The following is a 20,376-nucleotide window of genomic DNA, read 5'->3' as shown; positions in this document are numbered from 1 at the left end:
CCCTGCCGCCCCCCAACCATCCGCAGCCTTCGCGGCTCGTCTCCTGTGTTGTTCCACCGGACCAGGAGCGAGGGACGTCATGCGCAGGGCTCAGCAGATCGTCGCGACGGTGGCCGTCGCGATCGCGGTGTCGGTGTGCACAGGGTGCGCGCACCAGGTCTCCGGTTCGGCGATCGGTGCCGCGGACGGCGTCGCCGGCACCGGCCGGGTCGTGTCCGAGGAGACCGCGGACAGCGCCGGTACCGTCGACATGGCGGCCCTGGAGGCGCGCGTCGCCGGCGGACCACGCGACGACGTGCCCGCGGGCTTCCACCGGACCGGAGTGATCGTGCAGAGCGGGCTGGGCAGCTTCACCGTCGCCGTGCCGGCCGGCTACCGGTCGACGTGGACGCCGGGCAAGCCGAGCCTGGAGTTCGTGTCCGAAGTGCAGCGCCGCGACCCCGCATGGGGCGCGCAGGCCAGCCGGATCACGGCAGCCGATCCCGCTCGCAACAACGTCCGGGCGCTCCTGCTCGACACCGACCGCAAGGACGTGCGGATGGTGGTCGTGACCATCACAGCCCGTCCCCCCGCCGGGAAGGACGCGCTCATGGCGGACGCGCGAGCTCAGCTACGCAGGTCCGGGGCCCGACCGATCGACCTGCATCCCGTGGTCGCCAACGGTGTCGACGGGATCTACGCCGAGTTCGCCCAGGCCGGGGGCGTCCCGGACCGGGCGACGGTCGCGGTGTGGATCACCGATCCGCACCACGCCGTGCAGTGGGGCGTCAACTGCGACGTGCCCATGGCACAGCGCGATCAGGTCCGGGCGGAGTGCCTGCGGATCGCGAGCACCTTCCGCCCGCTGCCGAAGGTGTCCGGCGCCGCCCCCTCATCCGCCCCGGACGGCATCTGACCAGGTGCGCAGGTCAGACGCGGAAGCCCAGGGCCCGCAGTTGCTCGCGCCCGTCCTCGGTGATCTTCTCCGGGCCCCACGGCGGCATCCAGACCCAGTTGATCGCGATGTCGTCGACCAGCCCGCCCGGCGCGCCGTTGCCGGTGAGCGCGGCGCGGGCCTGCTCCTCGATGACGTCGGTGAGCGGGCAGGCCGCCGACGTCAGCGTCATGTCGATCGTGGCCTTCTTCCGGCCGTCGGTCTGGATGCCGTACACCAGACCCAGGTCGACCACGTTGATGCCGAGCTCGGGGTCGACCACGTCGCGCATGGCCTCCTCGAGGTCGTCGAGGGAGGGGGAATCGTCGGACGGCGCGGGCGGCTCCGGCATCCCGGCGGCGCCGCGCACGACCTCGTCCTCGGTGCTGGTGGCTTCGGTCTGCTCGGTCATGCGGCTCCCTCCTGGGATCGGGAGACGGCGTCCTTGAACGCCATCCAGCCCAGCAACGCGCACTTCACCCGCGCCGGGTACTTCGCGACGCCAGCGAACGCGACACCGTCGCCGAGCACGTCCTCGTCGGGTTCGACGGTACCCCGACCCTGCGCCATCTCCTGGAACGCCTGCAGGATCTTCATCGACTCGCCGATCGACCGGCCGACCACGAGATCGGTGAGCACGGACGCGGACGCCTGGCTGATGGAGCAGCCCAGCGTCTCGTGCGACACCGCGGCCACCTTCTCGCCGTCCAGCTGCACGCGCAGGGTGATCTCGTCGCCGCAGGTCGGGTTGATCTGGAACGACTCCGCGTCGAACGGCTCCTGCAGGCCCGAGCCGTGCGGGTTGCGGTAGTGATCCAGGATGATCTCCTGGTACATCTGCTCCAACTGCACGATCAGCTCACCTTGAAGAAGTCCTGGGCCGCGCGGACGCCGTCGACGAGCGCGCCGACCTCCTCGGGCGTGTTGTAGACGGCGAACGTGGCCCGAGCCGTGGCGGCCACACCGAACCGGCGGTGCAGGGGCCACGCGCAGTGGTGCCCCACCCGGATCGCGACGCCGCGGTCGTCGAGCACCTGGCCCACGTCGTGCGCGTGCACGCCGTCGACGACGAACGACACCGCTCCCCCGCGATCGGTGAGGTCGGGCGGGCCGATGAGCCGCACACCCGGGATCGCCGACAGGCCGTCGATGGCCAGCTCGGTGAGCTCCAGCTCGTGCGCGTGCACGGCGTCCATCCCGATGCCCGACAGGTAGTCGACAGCCGCGGCCAAGCCGATGGCCTGCGACGACATCGGGGTGCCGGCCTCGAACCGCTGCGGCGGCGGCGCGAACGTCGTCTGCTCCATGCGGACCAGCTCGATCATCGAGCCGCCGGTGAGGAACGGCGGCAGCGCCGCCAGCAGCTCCGCCCGTCCGTAGAGGACGCCGATGCCGGTGGGTCCGAGCATCTTGTGGCCGGAGAACGCGGCGAAGTCGACGTCGAGCGCGGCCAGGTCGACCGGCATGTGCGGCACCGACTGGCATGCGTCGAGCACGACCAGCGCGCCGACCGCGTGGGCCCGGCGCACCAGCTCCGCGACGGGCGCGATCGAGCCGAGCACGTTGGACTGGTGGGCGAACGCCACGACCTTGGTGCGCTCGGTGATGGGGTCGGACTCGAGGTCGAGCCGGCCGTCCTCGGTGACGCCGAACCACTTCAGCGTGGCCCCCGTGCGCTTGCACAGCTCCTGCCACGGCACCAGGTTGGAGTGGTGCTCCAGCTCGGTGATCACGATCTCGTCGCCGGGGCCGATGGCGAATCGGGCGGCGTCCTCACCGGCCGTGGCGGCGTTGGAGAACCCGTACGCGACGAGGTTGAGCGCCTCGGTGGCGTTCTTGGTGAACACCAGCTGCTCGGGCACCGCCCCGACGAACGCGGCGATGCGGGCCCGCGCCGACTCGTACGCGTCGGTGGCCTCCTCCGACAGCTGGTGCGCGCCGCGGTGGACGGCCGCGTTGTGCTGCTCCAGGAAGCTGCGCTCGGCGTCGACGACCTGGCGCGGATGCTGCGCGGTGGCGCCCGAGTCGAGGTAGACCAGGGGCTTCCCGCCGCGCACCGTGCGGTGCAGCAGCGGGAAGTCCGCCCGGATCTTCGTGAGGTCGAGACTCACGCCGAGGCTCCCGCCTGGGTGAACCGCACGTAGCCGTTCTTCTCCAGCTCGTCGGCCAGCTCGGGTCCGCCGGACTCGACGACGCGGCCGCCGGCGAACACGTGCACCACGTCGGGCTTGATGTGGTTGAGGATCCGCGTGTAGTGCGTGATCAGCAGGACGCCGGTCTCGCCGCTCGCGCGGTAGCGGTTGACGCCCTCGGAGACGACGCGCAGGGCGTCGACGTCGAGGCCGGAGTCGGTCTCGTCGAGGATCGCGAACTTCGGGTTGAGCAGCGCGAGCTGCAGCACCTCGTGGCGCTTCTTCTCGCCGCCGGAGAAGCCCTCGTTGACCGAGCGCTCGGCGAACGACGGGTCGATGTCGAGGTCGCTCATCGCGCCCTTGACCTCCTTGACCCAGGTGCGCAGCTTCGGGGCCTCGCCGCGGATCGCGGTGGCCGCGGACCGCAGGAAGTTCGCCATCGACACCCCGGGCACCTCGACCGGGTACTGCATGGCCAGGAACAGGCCGGCGCGGGCGCGCTCGTCGACGGTCATGGCGAGGACGTCCTCGCCGTCGAGGGTGACGCTGCCGCCGGTGACCTCGTACTTCGGGTGCCCGGCGATCGCGTAGGCGAGCGTCGACTTGCCCGAGCCGTTCGGGCCCATGATCGCGTGCGTCTTGCCCGACTCGAGGGTCAGGTCGACGCCCTTGAGGATCTCCTTGGGACCGTCCTCGGTCGCGACCGAGACGTGCAGGTCCTTGATCTCCAGAGTGGACATGTGGTGGTGGACTCCAGTGCTCAGGCGCCGGTCACGGCGAGCTCGGCCTCGATGGCCTGCTCGAGCCGCTCCCGCAGGTCGGGAAGGGTGATCTTGGACAGGATCTCGCCGAAGAAGCCGCGGACGACGAGCCGGCGGGCCACGTCCTCGGGGATGCCGCGGCTCTGCAGGTAGAACAGCTGCTCGTCGTCGAACCGGCCGGTGGTGCTGGCGTGGCCGGCACCGGCGATCTCGCCGGTCTCGATCTCCAGGTTCGGCACCGAGTCGGCCCTGGCCTTCGGGGTGAGCACCAGGTTGCGGTTCAGCTCGAACGTCTCGGTGGCCTCGGCGGCCGCGCGGATCAGCACGTCGCCGATCCAGACGGTGTGCGCGCCGTCGCCCTGCAGGGCGTTCTTGTAGTTCACGTTGGAGCGGCAGTGCGGCACCGAGTGGTCGACGAGCAGGCGCTGCTCCAGGTGCTGGCCGGCGTCGGCGTAGCCGAGGCCGAGCAGCTCGGCGTCGCCCCCGGGGCCCCGGTACTGCACCGTGGGACTGATCCGCACGAGGTCGCCGCCCAGCGCCACGCCGACCCCGCGCAGGGTGGCGTCGCGACCGATCGAGTAGTGCTGAGCCCCCACGTGCACGGCGTCGTCGGCCCACTCGTCGGTGACGACCAGCGTGAGCTGCGAGCCGTCGCCGAGCACTACCTCGAGGTTGTCGGCGAGCGTGCCCGAGCCCGAGTAGGTGACGACGACCGTGGCCTGCGCGTGCGGCGTGGTGCGCAGCTGCAGGTGGCCAACCGCCGACCGGCCCTCACCCGGTCCCTCCACGGTCACGGTGACCGGGTCGGGCGTGCCGTCCAGCGTCACGACGGTGGCCGTGCGGAACGCCGACCACGCCGCCGCGGCGACGCGGTCGGCCGGGACGCCGCCCTCGCCGATCCGCGCATCGTCACGCCCGACGCTCTCCGTCTCGGCCCCCAGCACGGTGACGGCGGTCGAGCCGTCGAGCGCCGCGGTGCCGTCGTGCAGCCCGCGCAGGCGCCGCATCGGCGTGAACCGCCAGTTCTCCTCGCGCCCGCCCGGCACCTCGAACGCGTCGACATCGTAGGACGTGAAGCGCTCGCTCGCCGAGGCCAGCGGCTTGGAGCCCTGACCCTTCTTCGCGCCCGCCAGTTCCGGCGCGAGACCTGCTACCTCCGTCATCCGACGGACCCCTCCATCTGCAGCTCGATGAGCCGGTTGAGCTCCAGCGCGTACTCCATGGGCAGCTCGCGCGCGATCGGCTCGACGAACCCGCGGACGACCATCGCCATGGCCTCGTCCTCGGTGAGGCCGCGGCTCATCAGGTAGAACAGCTGGTCGTCGCTCACCTTCGAGACCGTGGCCTCGTGCCCCATCGTCACTTCGTCGTTGCGGATGTCGACGTAGGGGTAGGTGTCGGAGCGGCTGATCGTGTCGACCAGCAGCGCGTCGCACTTCACCGTGGAACGGCTGTGGTGGGCGCGCGGGTTGACCTGGATCAGGCCGCGGTAGGACGTGCGACCACCGCCGCGGGCCACCGACTTCGAGATGATCGTCGAGGACGTGTGCGGCGCCAGGTGCACCATCTTCGCGCCGGCGTCCTGGTGCTGCCCCTCGCCCGCGAACGCGATGGAGAGCACCTCGCCCTTGGCGTGCTCACCCATCAGCCAGACGGCCGGGTACTTCATCGTGACCTTGGAGCCGAGGTTGCCGTCGACCCACTCCATGGTCGCGCCCTCTTCGGCCTTGGCCCGCTTCGTGACCAGGTTGTAGACGTTGTTCGACCAGTTCTGGATCGTGGTGTAGCGGCAGCGCCCGCCCTTCTTCACCACGATCTCCACGACGGCGGAGTGCAGCGAGTCGGACTTGTAGATCGGCGCCGTGCAGCCCTCGACGTAGTGCACGTACGCGCCCTCGTCGACGATGATCAGCGTGCGCTCGAACTGGCCCATGTTCTCGGTGTTGATCCGGAAGTAGGCCTGCAGCGGGATGTCGACGTGCACGCCCGGCGGCACGTAGATGAACGAGCCACCCGACCACACCGCGGAGTTGAGCGCGGAGAACTTGTTGTCGCCCGACGGGATGACCGAGCCGAAGTACTCCTTGAACAGCTCCGGGTGCTCGCGCAGCCCGGTGTCGGTGTCCAGGAAGATCACGCCCTGGGCCTCCAGGTCCTCGCGGATCTGGTGGTAGACGACCTCGGACTCGTACTGCGCGGCGACGCCGGCGACCAGGCGGGCCTTCTCCGCCTCCGGGATGCCCAGCTTGTCGTAGGTGTTCTTGATGTCCGGGGGCAGGTCCTCCCAGCTGGTGGCCTGCTTCTCCGTGGACCGCACGAAGTACTTGATGTTGTCGAAGTCGATGCCCGACAGGTCGGCGCCCCAGCGCGGCATCGGCTTGCGCTCGAAGATGTCGAGCGCCTTCAACCGGAAGTCGAGCATCCACTGGGGCTCGTTCTTCAACGCCGAGATGTCGGCGACCACGTCGGCGGAGAGCCCTCGCCTCGCGGACGCGCCTGCGGCGTCCGGGTCTGCCCAGCCGAAGTCGTACCGGCCGAGCGTGGCGAGCGTCTCCTCCTGGGTGAGCGACTCAGGAGCGGTCGTCATGTGTGGACTGCCTCCCTCTCGGGATTGTGGTGGGGTGCGGTCGCCGCGCGACGTCGGGAACGTCGAGCGGGACGTGGGTGGTGCACGCGGCGTCGCCGCGCGCGATGGTGGCAAGCCGCTGCACGTGCGTGCCGAGCAAGTCTGCGATGGCGGCCGTCTCGGCCTCGCAGAGGGCGGGGAACTCGGCGGCGACGTGGGCGACCGGGCAGTGGTGCTGGCACAGCTGCACGCCCGTGCGGGCGCCTGTCCCGGCGGCGCGGGCCTGCGCCGCGTAGCCGCGCTCGGTGAGCGCGCCGGCGAGCACGTCGGCCCGGTCGCCGGGGCTCTCGACGGCGCCGACGGCGGGGGCCGCCGAACCGATCAGGTCGCGGGCACGCTTGCGCGCGAAGCCCTCGACGGCCTCCTGGCCGCCCTGCTCCGCGAGGTAGCGCAGCGCCGCGACCGCGAGGTCGTCGTACCCGTGCCCGAACCTCGTGCGACCGGCGGCGGTGAGCAGGTAGCTGCGCGCCGGCCGGCCGCGGCCGCGACGGCCGCGGGCCGGTGCCTCCCTGGCCTCGGCCTCCCCGTCGGCGAGCAATGCGTCGAGGTGGCGCCGGACGGCCGGACCGGAGATCTCCAGCGCCGCGGCGATCTCGCCGGCGGTGACCGGACCCTGCTCCATCAGCATGCGGGCCACGGCGACGCGTGTGCGACCCTCGCCGGTGGCCGTGAGGCCATCGACGTGCGGGTGCTCGGCGCTTTTCACAACACCAGTGTTTCCTATTTTCGCGCGGGGAGACAAACCCACCCGCCCGTTGTGACGGAGGTCTCCGCGTCGATCGCGTCCCGATAGGTGACGTGGGTCACGCGCCGGCGTCTGGCCAGTGCCGCGTCAGGGGACGTTGGTGCGTAGATCGGTGGATCCGGGCGTCGGCTGGCAAGGCGCCGGTCCGTGACACGTACCTGGCGTACTCGAGCGGGCCGGCAACGCCGCCAGGCGGCGTCCGGGCCGCCGAGGTACGTGCCGACGTCCCCTGACGCGGCACTAGGCTCCCCCGACATGGTCACGTCTGCGGTCGACGGCGCACCTGCCGTCGAGGCAGAGGTACCGCCCCGCGACCCGAGCCGGGTCGCGCGGCGCCTGGGCACCGTCGGCACGCTGCTGATGGGCATCGGCGCGTTCGGGGCCGGCGCGCTGCCCTCGCCCAACCCGCTGTTCGGGGTGCGCATCCTGGGGCTCCCGGCGCGCAACGTCACCATCGCCATCGCCATCACCTACACGGGGCTGCTCCTGCTGGTGATGTGCTGGCTGTGGATCGGGAAGATGCTGCGCGAGAACGGCGCCGTCGCCCCCGCGCCGGACGGCGTCCAGCTGTGGAAGACCGCGATCCTGTGGGCGGTGCCGCTCGCGCTCGCGCCGCCGCTGTTCTCCCGCGACGTCTACAGCTACCTCGCCCAGAGCGCGACGCTCGCCCGTGGGCTCGACCCGTACACGCTCCCGCCCGTCACCGCGCTGGGCATCGACGACCCGCTGGTGCGCAGCATCCCGAACATCTGGCGCGACACCGGCGCGCCGTACGGCCCGCTGTTCCTGGTGCTGGGGCGCGGCATCACCGCGATCTCGGGCAACGACCTCGTGCTGGGGATCTTCTGCTACCGGGTGCTGGCCCTCGCCGGCCTGGCGATGATCATCTGGGCGCTGCCGAAGCTTGCGAAGCGCTGCAACCTCGACGCCGGCCTGGTGCTCTGGCTCGGTGCTGCCAACCCGATCGTGCTGTTCCACCTGATCAGCGGCATGCACAACGAGGCGCTGATGGTCGGGTTGATGCTCGTCGGGATGGAGATCGGGCTGCGCGCGACGGAGCGGATCACCGATCCGATGCTGCTCGGCGGAGCCCTGCTCATCGTCTGCGCGTCGGCGGTGAAGCTGCCTGCGGCCTTGGCGCTCGGCTTCCTCGGCATGGACTGGGCGCGCAAGCGCGGCAACCGCATCCGCGACGTCGCGCTCGCCGCCGGTCTGCTCCTCGCGGTCGCGCTGATCGTCTACGTGCCGCTGTCGGCCGGGTTGGGCGTCGGCATCGGGTGGGCCACCACGCTCGCCATCCCCAGCCTGATCCTCAGCTGGATGTCGGTCACCACCGATCTCGGGATGATCGGTGGCCAGGTCGGCATCATCGCCGGGTTCGGCGAGCACACGCAGGGCGTGCTCACCGTCACCCGCGCGATCGGGCTCCTGCTCGGCGCCGCCGCCGTCGCGTGGGTGCTGTGGCTCACCTACCGCGGACGGGTCGACGCGTTCACCGGCATGGCGGCGGCGCTCGCCGCGTTCGTGCTGCTCGGCCCCGTCGTGCACCCCTGGTACCTGCTGTGGGCGGTGATCCCGCTGGCCGCCACCCGGGCGGTACCCGGCTACCGGCGTGCCGTGCTGGCCATCTCCGCGGTCCTCGCCGTGGTCGTGCCACCCACCGGGGCCGACTTCAACTTCCGGGCGTTCCAGCTGCCGTTGGCCATCGTGGCCGGCGTGCTCCTGCTGGTGCTCGTGCTCGCCGTCCAGCGACGCCTCCTGATCGGGCAGCGCGGCTACGACATCGAGATGCTGCCCGGGAGGCGACGGGCCCCTGCCCCGCCCGAAACACCGCAGCCGTCGCTCTAAGCTTCCCGATCGTGAGCCCACCTGCTGTCGACGTGCGCGGCCTCGTCAAGAACTACGGGGCCGTCACCGCCGTCGACGGCCTGGACCTGCGGCTCGACGCCGGCGAGGTGCTCGCGCTGCTCGGCCCCAACGGCGCCGGGAAGACCACGGCCGTGGAGGTCTGCGAGGGCTTCCGCCGCGCCGACGGTGGCGAGGTGCGCGTGCTCGGCACCGACCCCGCGGGTGCGCCGGACGCGTTGCGCGCCCGCATCGGGGTCATGCCGCAGGGTGGCGGTGCCTACCCCGGCGTGCGGGCCGCCGAGATGCTGCGCCTCGTCGCCGCGTGCTCGGCGCACCCGCTCGACCCCGCGTGGCTGCTCGCCACCCTGGGCCTCGAGTCCTGCGCGCGCACGCCGTTCAAGCGCCTGTCCGGTGGGCAGCAGCAGCGCCTCGCGCTGGCCTGCGCCGTCGTCGGCCGGCCCGAGCTGGTGTTCCTCGACGAGCCGACCGCCGGCATGGACCCGCAGGGGCGCCACCTCGTGTGGGGCCTCATCCGGGCGCTGCGCCGCGACGGGGTGGCCGTGCTGCTGACCACCCACCTCATGGAGGAGGCCGAGGCGCTCGCCGACCAGGTGGTGATCATCGACCACGGGAAGGTCGTCGCCTGCGGCACCCCGGCCGCGCTCACGGCCGGCACCGAGCAGCGCGAGCTGCGCTTCCGCGCCAAGCCCGGCATGGACGTCGCCGGCCTCGCTGCTGCCCTGCCCGCCGACTACCGCGCCGCGGAGCCCGTCGCCGGTCGCTACCTCGTGCAGGGCCGCATCGATCCCACCGTGCTCGCCACCGTCACCACCTGGTGCGCGCAGCAGGGCGCACTCGCCGACGACGTCCAGGTCGCCCGGCGCAGCCTCGAAGACGTCTTCCTCGAGCTGACGGGGCGTGAGCTGCGATGACGCTGTTCCCTGAGGGCACGTTCACCCCGCAGCCGGGACCCGGCCGGCCCGGCCGGATGCTCGCCGTGCAGGCCGCGACCGAGCTGAAGCTCGCGCTGCGCAACGGCGAGCAGGTGCTGCTCACACTGCTGATCCCGGCGCTGCTGCTCGTCGGGCTGACGCTGCTGCCGCTCGTCCCGCTGCCGGAGCCGCGGGTCGCCGCCGTCGCGCCGGGGGTCCTGGCGCTCGCGGTGATGTCGACGGCGTTCACCGGGCAGGCGATCGCGCTCGGCTTCGACCGCCGCTACGGCGTGATCGCGCGGCTGGCGGCCACCGCGCTGCCGCGCTGGCTGCTCGTCGCGGGCCGGCTCACCGCCGTCGCCGGCATCGTCGTCGTGCAGCTGGTGGTGCTCGGCCTGATCGCCGCCGTGCTCGGCTGGTCGCCCGCGCCGTCCGGGTTGGGCTGGGGCCTGCTCCTGGTGGTGCTGGGCTGCACCGCGTTCGGCTCGCTGGGGATCCTGCTCGGCGGCATGGTGCGCGCCGAGATCACCCTCGCGCTGGCCAACGTCGTGTGGTTCGTGCTGCTGCTCGCCGGCGGCATCGTCGTGCCGCTGGACCAGCTGCCCGGGCCGCTCGCCGCCGTCGCGTCCCTCCTCCCGTCGGGCGCGCTGGCCGAGGGCCTGCGCACCACCCTCACGACCGGGGCCGCTCCCGGCTGGGGACCGGTGCTCGTACTCCTGGCCTGGACCGCCGCTGCTGCGGGCGCCGCCGCGAAGCTCGTGCGCTGGCGCTGAGATCAGGGCTGGCGCTGAGATCAGGGCTGCGCCGCCCACGTCCCCGACGTCGGACGGGCCGTCTGCCCGACGACGAACGTGCCCTCGCTCCGCCCGGTGACGGGGTCGTAGCTGCCGCTGAGGGTGATCGGGAGGTCCACCGGCCCGGACTGGTACGGCGCGCAGTTCACCGGACGGCCACCGTTGGTGCACCCCGTCAGCCGGGTCGAGTTGACGTCGTGCAGCGTCCCGCTGCCGGTCAGCCGCCCACCCGCCACCCGTCCCGTGAACGTTCCTGAGTACCGCTGGCCCCACGCCATGCGCGCACTCGACTCGGCGCACGTGACGTCGCGCGTACCGCTGCCCTGCCCCGCCAGCCGGCCGCTCACCGAGCCGTCGAGCAGCACGGTCAGGGTGAACGAGCCGGTGATGCGCGGCGCGTCGGAGAAGCTGCAGCCCGCGCCGTCCTCCTGGGTCAGCACGTGCGTGCCCTCGACGGTCCGCGCCTGCGGCGGAGCAGGCGGCCGCGCCGTCGGCGCACCGGCGGTCGGCAGGGCAGCCTCCGCCGGTGCCCCCGCCGCGGCCGAGGCCACCGCGGCATCCGACGCCGACCGATCACCGCTCGCGGCCGGGCCCCGAGCGCGGAGGAACTCGCTCCCGGTCACGACGTCGACCAGCGTGAACTCGTCGATCAGCCCGGTGCTGTCCTCGACCACGGTGATCGTCGCCCGGTTGAAGCCCGGCCACGACGCCCCGATGAAGACCGGACCGTCCGGCGCCCTCGCCGCCGTGAGCGGGTTCCCGCACGTGCAGCGGATCCGCGGTAGCCCGAACCGGTCCACGAACACCGCCGTCCCCGCCTGCAGCACCGAGACCACCGTCGTGGCCCGGCCGTCGGCGAACCCGTGGTTCGTCACGTACGTGTCCGAGCGCAGCACGAGCGGCGTCAGGTCCGCGACGTACGCCGGGATCTCCGCCACCCCGATCCCCAGCACACCCGCCCACGCGATCGCCTTGGCCGGATCCGCCTGCAGGAACGCCAGCATCGCCGGGGCATCGCAGCTCGCCTCGCCCAGCACGCCGCCGTACAGCCCGTGCGTGGACGCAGGCAGCGGCCCACCCGTTCCGACCGGTGGCGTGAGCGGGCCCTGCCGCTTCGCCACCGACGGCATGAACGGATGCGCGCCGTCCGCAGCCACCGGCTCCAACATGACGCTCTCGGTGTCATCACCCGACGACGTCACGACGAGCACAGCTGCCACCGCCGCGAGCGCCACGACCACCGCCGCGGCGGCCAGCAGCCCCGTACGCGGCGACACCCGAGCCCGCCGACGCGGCGCACCCGGGCGCGGCGGCCACTCCCTCACGTCGGCGCCCCGCCGCGCTGTGTCGAGAAAACGCTCGCACGCACGCTCATCAGCACCTCAGCTTCGGGGGCCGCAAGAATCCCACAGGCGGGAGGCACTCCCAATACGTCGATCGGCCCGATTCTCGCCGAGCGCCCACCGCGGACGACGGTGCCGCGGCGCCACCTTCTACCATCCGTAGTATGCGACTCCTCGACCGGTTGCCGGCCACTCCGCGCGCGGTGATGCGCCCGGTCGCCATCGCCGCCGTCGTCGCCCAGGCCGGGATCGCCGTAACCGGGTCCGTCGTGCGGGTCACCGGCTCCGGTCTCGGCTGCCCGACCTGGCCGGAGTGCTTCCCCGGCAGCATGGTCCCGACCCCGCACCCCGAGGTCGAGCCCCTCACGCAGTGGATCGAGTTCGGGAACCGGCTGCTCACCGGGGTCGTCGTGCTCGTCGCCGCCGCCTGCCTCATCGCCGCGTGGGGCTACAAGCCGCGCCACCCGCGACTCGTCCGGCTGGCGTGGCTGCAGCCCGTCGGGGTGATCACGCAGGCCGTCGTGGGCGGGTTCGTGGTGCGTGCGCAGCTGGTCTGGTGGTCGGTCGGGCTGCACTTCCTCATCTCGGTGGTGTTCGTCTGGCTCGCCGTGCAGCTCGTCTGCGCGGTCGACGACGGGGACGGGCCCCCGCTGCCGACCGTGCCCCGCGCGGTCAGGGCGCTCGTGGCCACCTCGTCCGGCGTGCTGGGCCTGCTGCTCGTGGCCGGCACGCTCGTGACCGCGGCGGGGCCGCACTCCGGCGACGCGAAGACCCCGCGCCTGGAACTGGGCGTCCAGGCCACCGCTCAGCTGCACGCCGACCTCGTCTTCGCCTACCTCGGCCTGGTCGTCGGGCTCGGGTTCGCCCTGCGCGCGGTCGGTGTGTCTGCCGGGTTGTGGCGCCGCTACGTCGTGCTCGTGGCCGTCGTGCTGGCGCAGGGGGCGCTGGGGAGTATCCAGTACGCCCTCGGCGTTCCGGAGGCGTTGGTGTCGCTGCACGTCCTGGGCTCGATGCTGGCCGTCGTGGCCGCGTCGGCGCTGTGGGCGGGCACCGCCCGACGCTCACTGGCGGAACGAACGGTGCCGGCGACGGCCCCGGCGGAGGTGGTGTAGGTGCGCGCGGTCAGGATCACGGAGACGGGCGGGCCCGAGGTGCTGGCCGTCAGCGACGCACCCGAGCCCGTCGCGCAGGACGGCGAGCTGCTCGTCGACGTCAGCGTCGCCGGCGTCAACTTCATCGACACCTACCACCGCAAGGGCCTCTACCCGATCCCGCGCCCGTTCGTGCTGGGCACGGAGGGGGTCGGCCGGGTCGTCGGCACCGGCGAGCGGGTGGCCTGGGTCGAGCCGCTGGGCAGCTACGCGGAGCGCATGGCGGTGCCGGCCGACAAGGCCGTCCCCGTGCCCGAGTCGCTCACCGACGAGCAGGCCGCGGGCGCGCTGCTGCAGGGCATGACGGCGCACGCGTTCGTCGTCGACGCGTTCCCGGTCCAGGCAGGTCAGGACGTGCTCGTCCACGCCGCCGCAGGCGGCCTCGGACTCCAGCTGACGCAGCTCGCCGCCGCCCGCGGCGCCCGGGTGATCGGCACCGTGTCGACGCCGGAGAAGGCGGAGCTGGCCCGGAAGGCCGGGGCCGCGGAGATCGTGAACTACAGCGAGGTCGACGACGTCGCCGCGGCGGTGCGGGACCTCACCGGCGGAGCCGGCGTGCACGTCGTCTACGACGGGGTGGGCGCCTCCACGTTCGACGCGAGCCTGGCCGCGCTGCGCCGGCGCGGCACACTGGTGCTGTGCGGCGCAGCGAGCGGGCCGGTGCCGCCGTTCGACCCGCAGCGGCTCAACGCGGCCGGCTCGGTGTTCCTCACGCGCCCGAAGCTCTACGACTACATCGTGACCCGCGACGAGCTGCTCGCCCGCGCCGACGCCGTGCTCGGCGCGGTGGCCGACGGCACCCTCGACGTGCGCATCGGCGGCCGCTACCCGCTCGACGACGTGCGCACCGCGCACGAGGACCTCGAAGGTCGGCGCACCACGGGCAAACTGCTGCTCGTGCCCTGATCGATCTCCGGCAGACTCGGGGGCGTGCCGACCACGTTCCACGACCTCGACGCCTACCAGAAGCTCCCCCGCCTCTCCGGCCTGATCCTGTCCCCCGACGGAACCAGGCTGGTCACGGCTGTGGCGGAGCTGGACCCGAAGGGGGTGCGGTTCCGGCCGGCCCTCTGGGAGATCGACCCCGCCGGGGAGCGGCCGGCGCAGCGGTTGACCCGCGGGACCAAGCCGGAGACGTCGGCGGCGTTCACCCCGTCCGGTGATCTGCTGTTCACCTCGGCCCGCCCCGATCCGGCCGCCGAGAACCCCGACGACGACGCGCCGGCGGCGCTGTGGCTGCTGCCCGTCACGGGTGAGGGACACGTCGTCGGGACCCGTCCGGGCGGCGTTTCCGGCCCGGTGGTCGCCCGCACGGCCGGCACGGTGGTCGTGACGTCGATGACGTTGCCGGCGGCCGGCTCCGCGGAGGAGGACGAGGAGCGCCGTACCGCGCGCAAGGAGCGGAAGGTCAGCGGCATCCTGCACAGCGGCTACCCGGTCCGGTACTGGGACGCCGACCTGGGCCCGGACCGGCCGCGGCTGCTCGCCGGCGACCTGCCCGCCGACGGGTCGCGGATCGAGTGGCGCGACCTCACCCCCGATGCGGGCACGGCGCTGTTGAGCAGCGCGCCCGACGTTTCGCCCGACGGCGCGACGGTCGTGACCGAGTGGGCGGTGCCCGCCGAGCGCGGCGACCAGCGGTTCCACGTCGTCGCGATCGACGTGGCGACCGGCGACCGGCGCACCCTCGCCGGCGACGCCCACCACGACTACGGCGGGGCGCTGATCAGCCCGGACGGCCGATGGGTGGTCTGCAGCCGCTCGACCCTCCCCTCGCCGACCCGCTGCTCCGACCAGGACCTCGTCGTGCTGCGATCGGACGGCAGCGCCGAGCCGCTCGTCGTCACCGACGGCTGGGACCGCTGGGCAACCGGCTACCAGTGGGCTGCGGACTCGTCCGCGCTGATCGTCACCGCCGACGACGGCGGGCGCTCGCCGGTGTTCCGCATCGAGCTCGACGGGACGGTGACCAGGCTGACGGGCGACGACGGCGCCTACACCGATCTGGCCGTCGCGGCCGACGGGAGCGCGGTGTACGCGCTGCGCAGCAGCGTCGACCGGTTCCCCGCCCCGGTGCGGCTGGACCCGGCCACGCCCGACCAGCAGCCGGTGTACCTGCGGGCGCCGGCGGAGACCCCGGAACTGCCCGGCATGCTCACCGAGGTCACCGCGACCGCGGAGGACGGCACCCCGCTGCGCTCGTGGCTGGTGCTGCCGGAGGGCGCGTCGGCGGAGAACCCTGCGCCGCTCGTGCTGGCCGTGCACGGCGGCCCCCTGGGCAGCTGGAACGCGTGGCAGTGGCGGTGGAACCCGTGGCTCATCGCGGCCCGCGGGTACGCGGTCCTGCTGCCCGACCCCGCCCTGTCCACCGGCTACGGGATCGACTTCGTCAGCCGCGGCTGGGGTGCGTGGGGCGCAGCGCCCTACACCGACCTGCTCGCCCTGACCGACGCGGCCGAGGCCCGTCCCGACATCGACGAGACCCGCACGGCCGCGGCCGGCGGTTCGTTCGGCGGGTACATGGCGAACTGGATCGCCGGGCACACCGACCGGTTCCGCGCCGTCGTCACCCACGCGAGCCTGTGGGCGCTCGACCAGTTCGGCACCACCACCGACGTGGCCACCTACTGGCGGCACGAGATGTCACCGGAGATGGAACGGACGAACAGCCCGCACCGGTTCGGCGAGAAGATCACCACGCCGATGCTGGTGATCCACGGCGACAAGGACTACCGCGTCCCGGTCGGCGAGGCGCTGCGTCTCTGGTACGACCTGGTCAACGGCTACGACGGCGACCCGGACGAGTTCCCGCACCGGTTCCTGTACTTCCCCGACGAGAACCACTGGATCCTCACGCCGGGCAACGCGGTGGTGTGGTACCAGACGGTGCTCGCGTTCCTCGACCACCACGTGCTGGGCAAGGACTGGGAGACCCCGGCGACCCTGACCTGACCCCGTGACGCAGCGGATCACCGAGCCGACCCCGGCGGAGCAGGGATGGATCGCCGGCTACGTCGAGGCGGCCGGTGATCTGGCCGCCAGGTGGGTGCCGGATGCCCCCGAGCACCTGTCCGTCCACGACCTGGACGCGCTGTGGGCGGCGTGGATCGCGAGCGGCCCGGCTGCCGCGGAGGCCACCGGCGTCGTGCACGCCGTCGGGCTCGCGTTCGGCCAGCGGCTGGTCGAGGATCTGGACCTGCGCTGGGTGGTCGTCGAGGACGACCGCGGCACGGAGATGGCCGTGCAGGGGCCGGACGACTTCCTGCTGTTCCCCGCCGAGGTCGTGGCCCGGCACTGGCCGCAGCGCACGACCGGCTTCCTGGGGCCGCTGTTCGCGCAGCTCAGGAGTGGTCGCTGAACCACTCCTGGGCGAAGCGCAGCTCGTCGTCGGCGAGGGCCTTCGTCACCTCGGTGACCACGCCCTGCACCGCCCGTCCGACGAACGGGATGGTGATGCGGGCGGTGACGTCGATGGTGACGCGGGTGCCGGCCGGATCCGCGGCGAACGCGACGGTGCCGCGCCCGTGCAGCGGCGCTCCGGCCACGCTGGTGGTGAACCGGCAGGTGGGCAGCGCGCCGTCGCTCGTCCACTCCTCGTGGCGGCGCAGGGTGAGGTCGGAGAACGCGAACGGGCGCGCGATCGCCGGCAGCGACTCACGCACGAGCACCTGACGCAGCGCCACCCGCAGCTCGTCGTCCGACACCTGCTCGAACGACTCCAGCACGGCACCCGGGCCACCGATCGCGGCCAGCTTGGCCCGGTGGAACGGTTCGCCGAACACCTCGGCGGCGAGCACGTCCGGCGGCGCCGCGAACGTCGTGTCGACGCGGACGCGGGAGGCCACCGGGCTCAGCCGAACAGGGTCGGCAGGCCGATCACGGCGTCGACGGCGATGGCCACGAACAGCCCGCACAGGTAGGCGTTCGACAGGTGGAACAGCTTCATCGGCGTGGGCTCGGCACCGCTCGCGACCGCGTGGTGCAGGTGGTGCGCCTGGTAGATGAAGTACACCCCGCCGAGCACCGCGGCCACGGCGTAGATCCACGACGTGACCGGCAGCAGCAGCAGGGTGACCAGCGCCATCACCCACGTGTAGGCGACGATGCGGCGCGACACCTGCAGCGGCGTGGCGACCACGGGCAGCATCGGGATGTTGGCGGCGGCGTATTCCTCGCGGTAGCGCATCGCGAGCGCCCAGAAGTGCGGCGGCGTCCAGAAGAAGATCACCGCGAACATCACCAGCGCCGGCCATTCGACGGTGCCGGTGACCGCCGCCCAGCCGATGACGACGGGCATGCAGCCCGCCGCGCCGCCCCACACGATGTTCTGCGACGTGCGCCGCTTGAGGATCAGCGTGTAGACCAGCACGTAGAACGCGATGGCGGCCACGGAGAGCGCCGCCGCCAGCCAGTTGGTGGTGAACCCGAGCAGCAGCGCGGCGACCACGCCCAGCACCAGGCCGAACACCAGCGCGTTGCGCGGGGGCACCTGGCCCTTGGCCAGCGGACGCCGGGCGGTGCGCTTCATCACGGCGTCGATGTCGGCGTCGACCACGCAGTTGAGGGCGTGCGCGCTGGCCGCGGCCAGCGCACCACCCACGAGGGTGGCGAGGATCAGCCACACGGACGGCAGCCCGCGGGCCGCCAGGCACATCGCCGGCACCGTGACGACGAGCAACTGCTCGATGATCCGGGTCTTCGTGAGCCCGACGTAGGCGTCGATCCGGTCCCGCACGCGGCGCACCCGCGCGGAGCCCTGATCGGACACGGGCAGGCTCACCGGCAACCTCTTCGCGTGTGGTGGGAACGCTTCTACGGCGCTTCTTCTACGGCGTGTCGATGGTAGCCGGGGGCATAACCCGACCCGTTCCCGGGTAGCCGTCCGGTGAATCGATGCGCGGTGATCACACGTGGCCCGCGCGCGAGACTAGGGTGTGGTCGAACCGGCCTCGCTCGCAGAGCCGAGAGCGCCGCCCGACCCGCCCCACCTGCTGTGACTCACGAGGAGAGCTGTGGCCGCCCCGACATCCGACACCTCGATCGAGAACCTGACCAAGATCAGCACGCCCGACGACTGGACCGATCTGGACGCGCGGGCCGTCGACACGATCCGCGTGCTCGCCGCCGACGCGGTGCAGAAGGTCGGGAACGGCCACCCCGGCACCGCGATGAGCCTCGCGCCGCTCGCCTACACGCTCTTCCAGCGCGTCCTGCGGCACGACCCGAGCGACCCGGACTGGATCGGCCGCGACCGGTTCGTCCTCTCCTGCGGGCACTCCAGCCTCACGCTGTACCTGCAGCTGTTCTTCTCCGGCTACGGCCTGGAGCTGGCGGACATCGAGTCGCTGCGCACCTGGGGCTCGCGGACTCCCGGGCACCCGGAGCACCGGCACACCCCGGGCGTCGAGATCACCACCGGGCCGCTCGGCCAGGGCCTGGCGTCCGCGGTGGGCATGGCGATGGCCGCCCGTCGCGAGCGCGGCCTGTTCGACCCCGACGCCGCCCCCGGTGAGAGCCCGTTCGACCACCACATCTACGTCTTCGCCTCCGACGGCGACATCGAGGAGGGCATCACCTCCGAGGCGTCGTCGCTGGCCGGCACCCAGCAGCTGGGCAACCTGACGCTCGTCTACGACGACAACAAGATCTCCATCGAGGACGACACCGACATCGCGCTGTCCGAGGACGTCGCGCTGCGCTACGAGTCCTACGGCTGGCACGTCCAGCGCGTCGACGGCGGCAACAACGTCACGGGCATCCTCGACGCGCTCGCGGCGGCCCGCGAGGTCACCGACAAGCCGTCGATCATCGTGCTGCGCACCATCATCGGCTGGCCGGCGCCCACGTTGCAGAACACCGGCAAGGCGCACGGTGCCGCGCTGGGCGACGAGGAGGTCGCGGGGATCAAGTCGTTCCTCGGCTTCGACCCGGAGAAGTCGTTCGTCGTCGAGGACGAGGTGCTCGCGCACGCCCGCAAGGTGGTCGACCGCGGCCGCGAGGCGCACGCCGCGTGGCAGAAGACGTTCGACGACTGGGCCGCGCGGGAGCCGGAGCGCAAGGAGCTGCTGGACCGGCTGATCGGCCGCAGCCTGCCGGAAGGTTGGGCGAAGGCGCTGCCCAGCTGGGACCCGGACCCCAAGGGTGTGGCCACCCGCAAGGCGTCGCAGGCCGTGCTGGACGCGCTGGCCGACGTGCTGCCGGAGCTGTGGGGCGGCTCGGCCGACCTCGCCGAGAGCAACAACACGACGATGAAGGGCGCCGACTCGTTCGGGCCGGAGTCGATCGCCACGAAGATGTGGAAGGCGCACCCCTACGGGCGCACCCTGCACTTCGGCATCCGCGAGCACGCCATGGGCGCGATCCTCAACGGCATCGCGCTGCACGGGCCCACCCGTCCGTACGGGGGCACGTTCCTGACCTTCAGCGACTACATGCGCGGCGCCGTGCGGCTGGGCGCGCTGATGAAGTCGTCGGTCATCTACGTCTGGACCCACGACTCGATCGGCCTCGGCGAGGACGGCCCGACGCACCAGCCGATCGAGCACCTGGCGGCGCTGCGGGCGATCCCGGGGCTGGCCATGCTGCGCCCCGGCGACGCGAACGAGACCGCCTACGCGTGGCAGGCGGCGCTGGAGCGGCCCGAGGGCCCCAAGGGCATCGCGCTGACCCGGCAGAACATCCCGGTGCTGGAGGGCACGTCCGCCGAGGGCGTCGCCAAGGGCGGGTACGTCCTCGCCGAGGCGTCCTCCGGGGAACCGCAGGTGATCCTCATCGCCACCGGCTCCGAGCTGCAGATCGCCGTCGACGCCCGGAAGGTCCTGGAGGCCGACGGCGTTCCCACCCGTGTGGTGTCGATGCCGTGCGTCGAGTGGTTCGAGGAGCAGGACGAGGACTACCGCGCATCGGTGCTACCGCCGGCGGTGCGGGCCCGGGTCAGCGTCGAGGCCGGGATCGCGATGCCGTGGTTCAAGTACACCGGCGACGCGGGCGAGCAGGTCTCGATCGAGCACTACGGCGCGAGCGCCGACTACCAGACCCTGTTCCGGGAGTTCGGCTTCACCACGGAGAACGTGGTGGCCGCTGCGCGCCGGAGCTTGGGCCGTGTCACTGCGAAGAGCAACTCCTGAGAGG

19 protein-coding genes are annotated in these 20,376 nt (G+C 72.5%); 9 read left to right on the top strand and 10 right to left on the bottom strand.

The window, feature by feature from the left end; all coding sequences use genetic code 11:
- Positions 1–79 precede the first annotated feature (79 nt).
- Positions 80–895, top strand: coding sequence for a hypothetical protein (locus ACQEVB_RS27350; RefSeq protein ID WP_432976991.1), 816 nt, complete (start codon positions 80–82; stop codon positions 893–895).
- Between the two features lie 13 nt (positions 896–908).
- Here the strand turns inward: ACQEVB_RS27350 and ACQEVB_RS27345 are convergent, their stop codons facing one another.
- From ACQEVB_RS27345 to ACQEVB_RS27315, 7 genes are read right to left on the bottom strand one after another with little or no spacing between them, the layout of a single operon-like run.
- A complete protein-coding gene (locus ACQEVB_RS27345; RefSeq protein WP_432976988.1) occupies positions 909–1,325 on the bottom strand; it encodes a metal-sulfur cluster assembly factor in 417 nt (138 codons plus the stop codon).
- Positions 1,322–1,765 carry a Fe-S cluster assembly sulfur transfer protein SufU gene (gene sufU / locus ACQEVB_RS27340; RefSeq protein WP_432976985.1) on the bottom strand — a complete coding sequence of 148 codons (444 nt, stop codon included), beginning with the start codon at positions 1,763–1,765 and terminating at the stop codon, positions 1,322–1,324. The genes ACQEVB_RS27345 and sufU overlap by 4 nt, the downstream gene beginning before the upstream one ends.
- A 2-nt stretch (positions 1,766–1,767) precedes the next feature.
- A complete protein-coding gene (locus tag ACQEVB_RS27335; protein ID WP_432976983.1) occupies positions 1,768–3,024 on the bottom strand; it encodes a cysteine desulfurase in 1,257 nt (418 codons plus the stop codon).
- Entirely contained in the window at positions 3,021–3,785 is a 765-nt protein-coding gene (gene sufC / locus ACQEVB_RS27330; RefSeq protein ID WP_432976980.1) for a Fe-S cluster assembly ATPase SufC, read from the bottom strand. The genes ACQEVB_RS27335 and sufC overlap by 4 nt, the downstream gene beginning before the upstream one ends.
- Positions 3,786–3,805: 20 nt before the next feature.
- Positions 3,806–4,969: a Fe-S cluster assembly protein SufD gene (gene sufD / locus ACQEVB_RS27325; protein ID WP_432976977.1), complete on the bottom strand. Its 1,164-nt coding sequence runs from the start codon at positions 4,967–4,969 to the stop codon at positions 3,806–3,808.
- Positions 4,966–6,393, bottom strand: coding sequence for a Fe-S cluster assembly protein SufB (gene sufB, locus ACQEVB_RS27320; protein ID WP_432976974.1), 1,428 nt, complete (start codon positions 6,391–6,393; stop codon positions 4,966–4,968). The genes sufD and sufB overlap by 4 nt, the downstream gene beginning before the upstream one ends.
- The gene (locus ACQEVB_RS27315) at positions 6,377–7,138 is read right to left on the bottom strand and encodes a helix-turn-helix transcriptional regulator (RefSeq protein WP_432976971.1); all 762 of its coding nucleotides are present in this window, start codon (positions 7,136–7,138) and stop codon (positions 6,377–6,379) included. Before ACQEVB_RS27315 ends, sufB begins: the two co-directional genes overlap by 17 nt.
- A gap of 294 nt (positions 7,139–7,432) precedes the next feature.
- Between ACQEVB_RS27315 and mptB the strand changes: the two genes are divergently transcribed.
- Genes mptB through ACQEVB_RS27300 form a run of 3 tightly spaced genes read left to right on the top strand, consistent with a single transcriptional unit; the run spans position 7,433 to position 10,730 of the window.
- Positions 7,433–9,025 (top strand): polyprenol phosphomannose-dependent alpha 1,6 mannosyltransferase MptB, encoded by a 1,593-nt coding sequence (gene mptB / locus ACQEVB_RS27310; RefSeq protein WP_432976968.1) that lies wholly within the window; start codon positions 7,433–7,435, stop codon positions 9,023–9,025.
- An 11-nt stretch (positions 9,026–9,036) separates the two neighbouring features.
- On the top strand, positions 9,037–9,957 hold the full coding sequence (locus tag ACQEVB_RS27305) for an ABC transporter ATP-binding protein (RefSeq protein ID WP_432976965.1): 921 nt from the start codon (positions 9,037–9,039) through the stop codon (positions 9,955–9,957).
- Positions 9,954–10,730 carry an ABC transporter permease gene (locus ACQEVB_RS27300; RefSeq protein WP_432976962.1) on the top strand — a complete coding sequence of 259 codons (777 nt, stop codon included), beginning with the start codon at positions 9,954–9,956 and terminating at the stop codon, positions 10,728–10,730. The genes ACQEVB_RS27305 and ACQEVB_RS27300 overlap by 4 nt, the downstream gene beginning before the upstream one ends.
- Positions 10,731–10,750: 20 nt before the next feature.
- Here the strand turns inward: ACQEVB_RS27300 and ACQEVB_RS27295 are convergent, their stop codons facing one another.
- Entirely contained in the window at positions 10,751–12,028 is a 1,278-nt protein-coding gene (locus tag ACQEVB_RS27295) for a DUF6777 domain-containing protein (protein WP_432976959.1), read from the bottom strand.
- A gap of 230 nt (positions 12,029–12,258) precedes the next feature.
- Here ACQEVB_RS27295 and ACQEVB_RS27290 point away from each other — a divergent pair, with 230 nt between their 5' ends.
- The 4 genes from ACQEVB_RS27290 to ACQEVB_RS27275 are packed head-to-tail and all read left to right on the top strand — an operon-like array spanning position 12,259 to position 16,603.
- Entirely contained in the window at positions 12,259–13,206 is a 948-nt protein-coding gene (locus ACQEVB_RS27290; protein WP_432976956.1) for a COX15/CtaA family protein, read from the top strand.
- Positions 13,207–14,151 carry a quinone oxidoreductase family protein gene (locus ACQEVB_RS27285; RefSeq protein WP_432976953.1) on the top strand — a complete coding sequence of 315 codons (945 nt, stop codon included), beginning with the start codon at positions 13,207–13,209 and terminating at the stop codon, positions 14,149–14,151.
- Positions 14,152–14,175: 24 nt separating this feature from the next.
- A complete protein-coding gene (locus ACQEVB_RS27280) occupies positions 14,176–16,197 on the top strand; it encodes a S9 family peptidase (protein ID WP_432976950.1) in 2,022 nt (673 codons plus the stop codon).
- A gap of 4 nt (positions 16,198–16,201) precedes the next feature.
- Positions 16,202–16,603: a DUF3806 domain-containing protein gene (locus ACQEVB_RS27275; RefSeq protein WP_432976947.1), complete on the top strand. Its 402-nt coding sequence runs from the start codon at positions 16,202–16,204 to the stop codon at positions 16,601–16,603.
- Here the strand turns inward: ACQEVB_RS27275 and ACQEVB_RS27270 are convergent.
- Both ACQEVB_RS27270 and ACQEVB_RS27265 read right to left on the bottom strand, forming a co-directional pair.
- Entirely contained in the window at positions 16,587–17,090 is a 504-nt protein-coding gene (locus tag ACQEVB_RS27270) for a DUF2505 domain-containing protein (protein WP_432976944.1), read from the bottom strand. The genes ACQEVB_RS27275 and ACQEVB_RS27270 overlap by 17 nt on opposite strands.
- Before the next feature lie 5 nt (positions 17,091–17,095).
- On the bottom strand, positions 17,096–18,019 hold the full coding sequence (locus ACQEVB_RS27265) for a heme o synthase (RefSeq protein ID WP_432980611.1): 924 nt from the start codon (positions 18,017–18,019) through the stop codon (positions 17,096–17,098).
- 238 nt (positions 18,020–18,257) lie between these two features.
- Here ACQEVB_RS27265 and tkt point away from each other — a divergent pair, with 238 nt between their 5' ends.
- On the top strand, positions 18,258–20,372 hold the full coding sequence (gene tkt / locus ACQEVB_RS27260; protein ID WP_432976941.1) for a transketolase: 2,115 nt from the start codon (positions 18,258–18,260) through the stop codon (positions 20,370–20,372).
- Positions 20,373–20,376 lie beyond the last annotated feature (4 nt).

Origin of the sequence: Pseudonocardia sp. CA-107938 (assembly GCF_050936315.1) — a bacterium.
Classification (GTDB): domain Bacteria; phylum Actinomycetota; class Actinomycetes; order Mycobacteriales; family Pseudonocardiaceae; genus Pseudonocardia.
The sequence above is the reverse complement of the archived record's forward strand: the minus strand, read 5'-3'. Positions and strand labels throughout refer to the sequence as shown.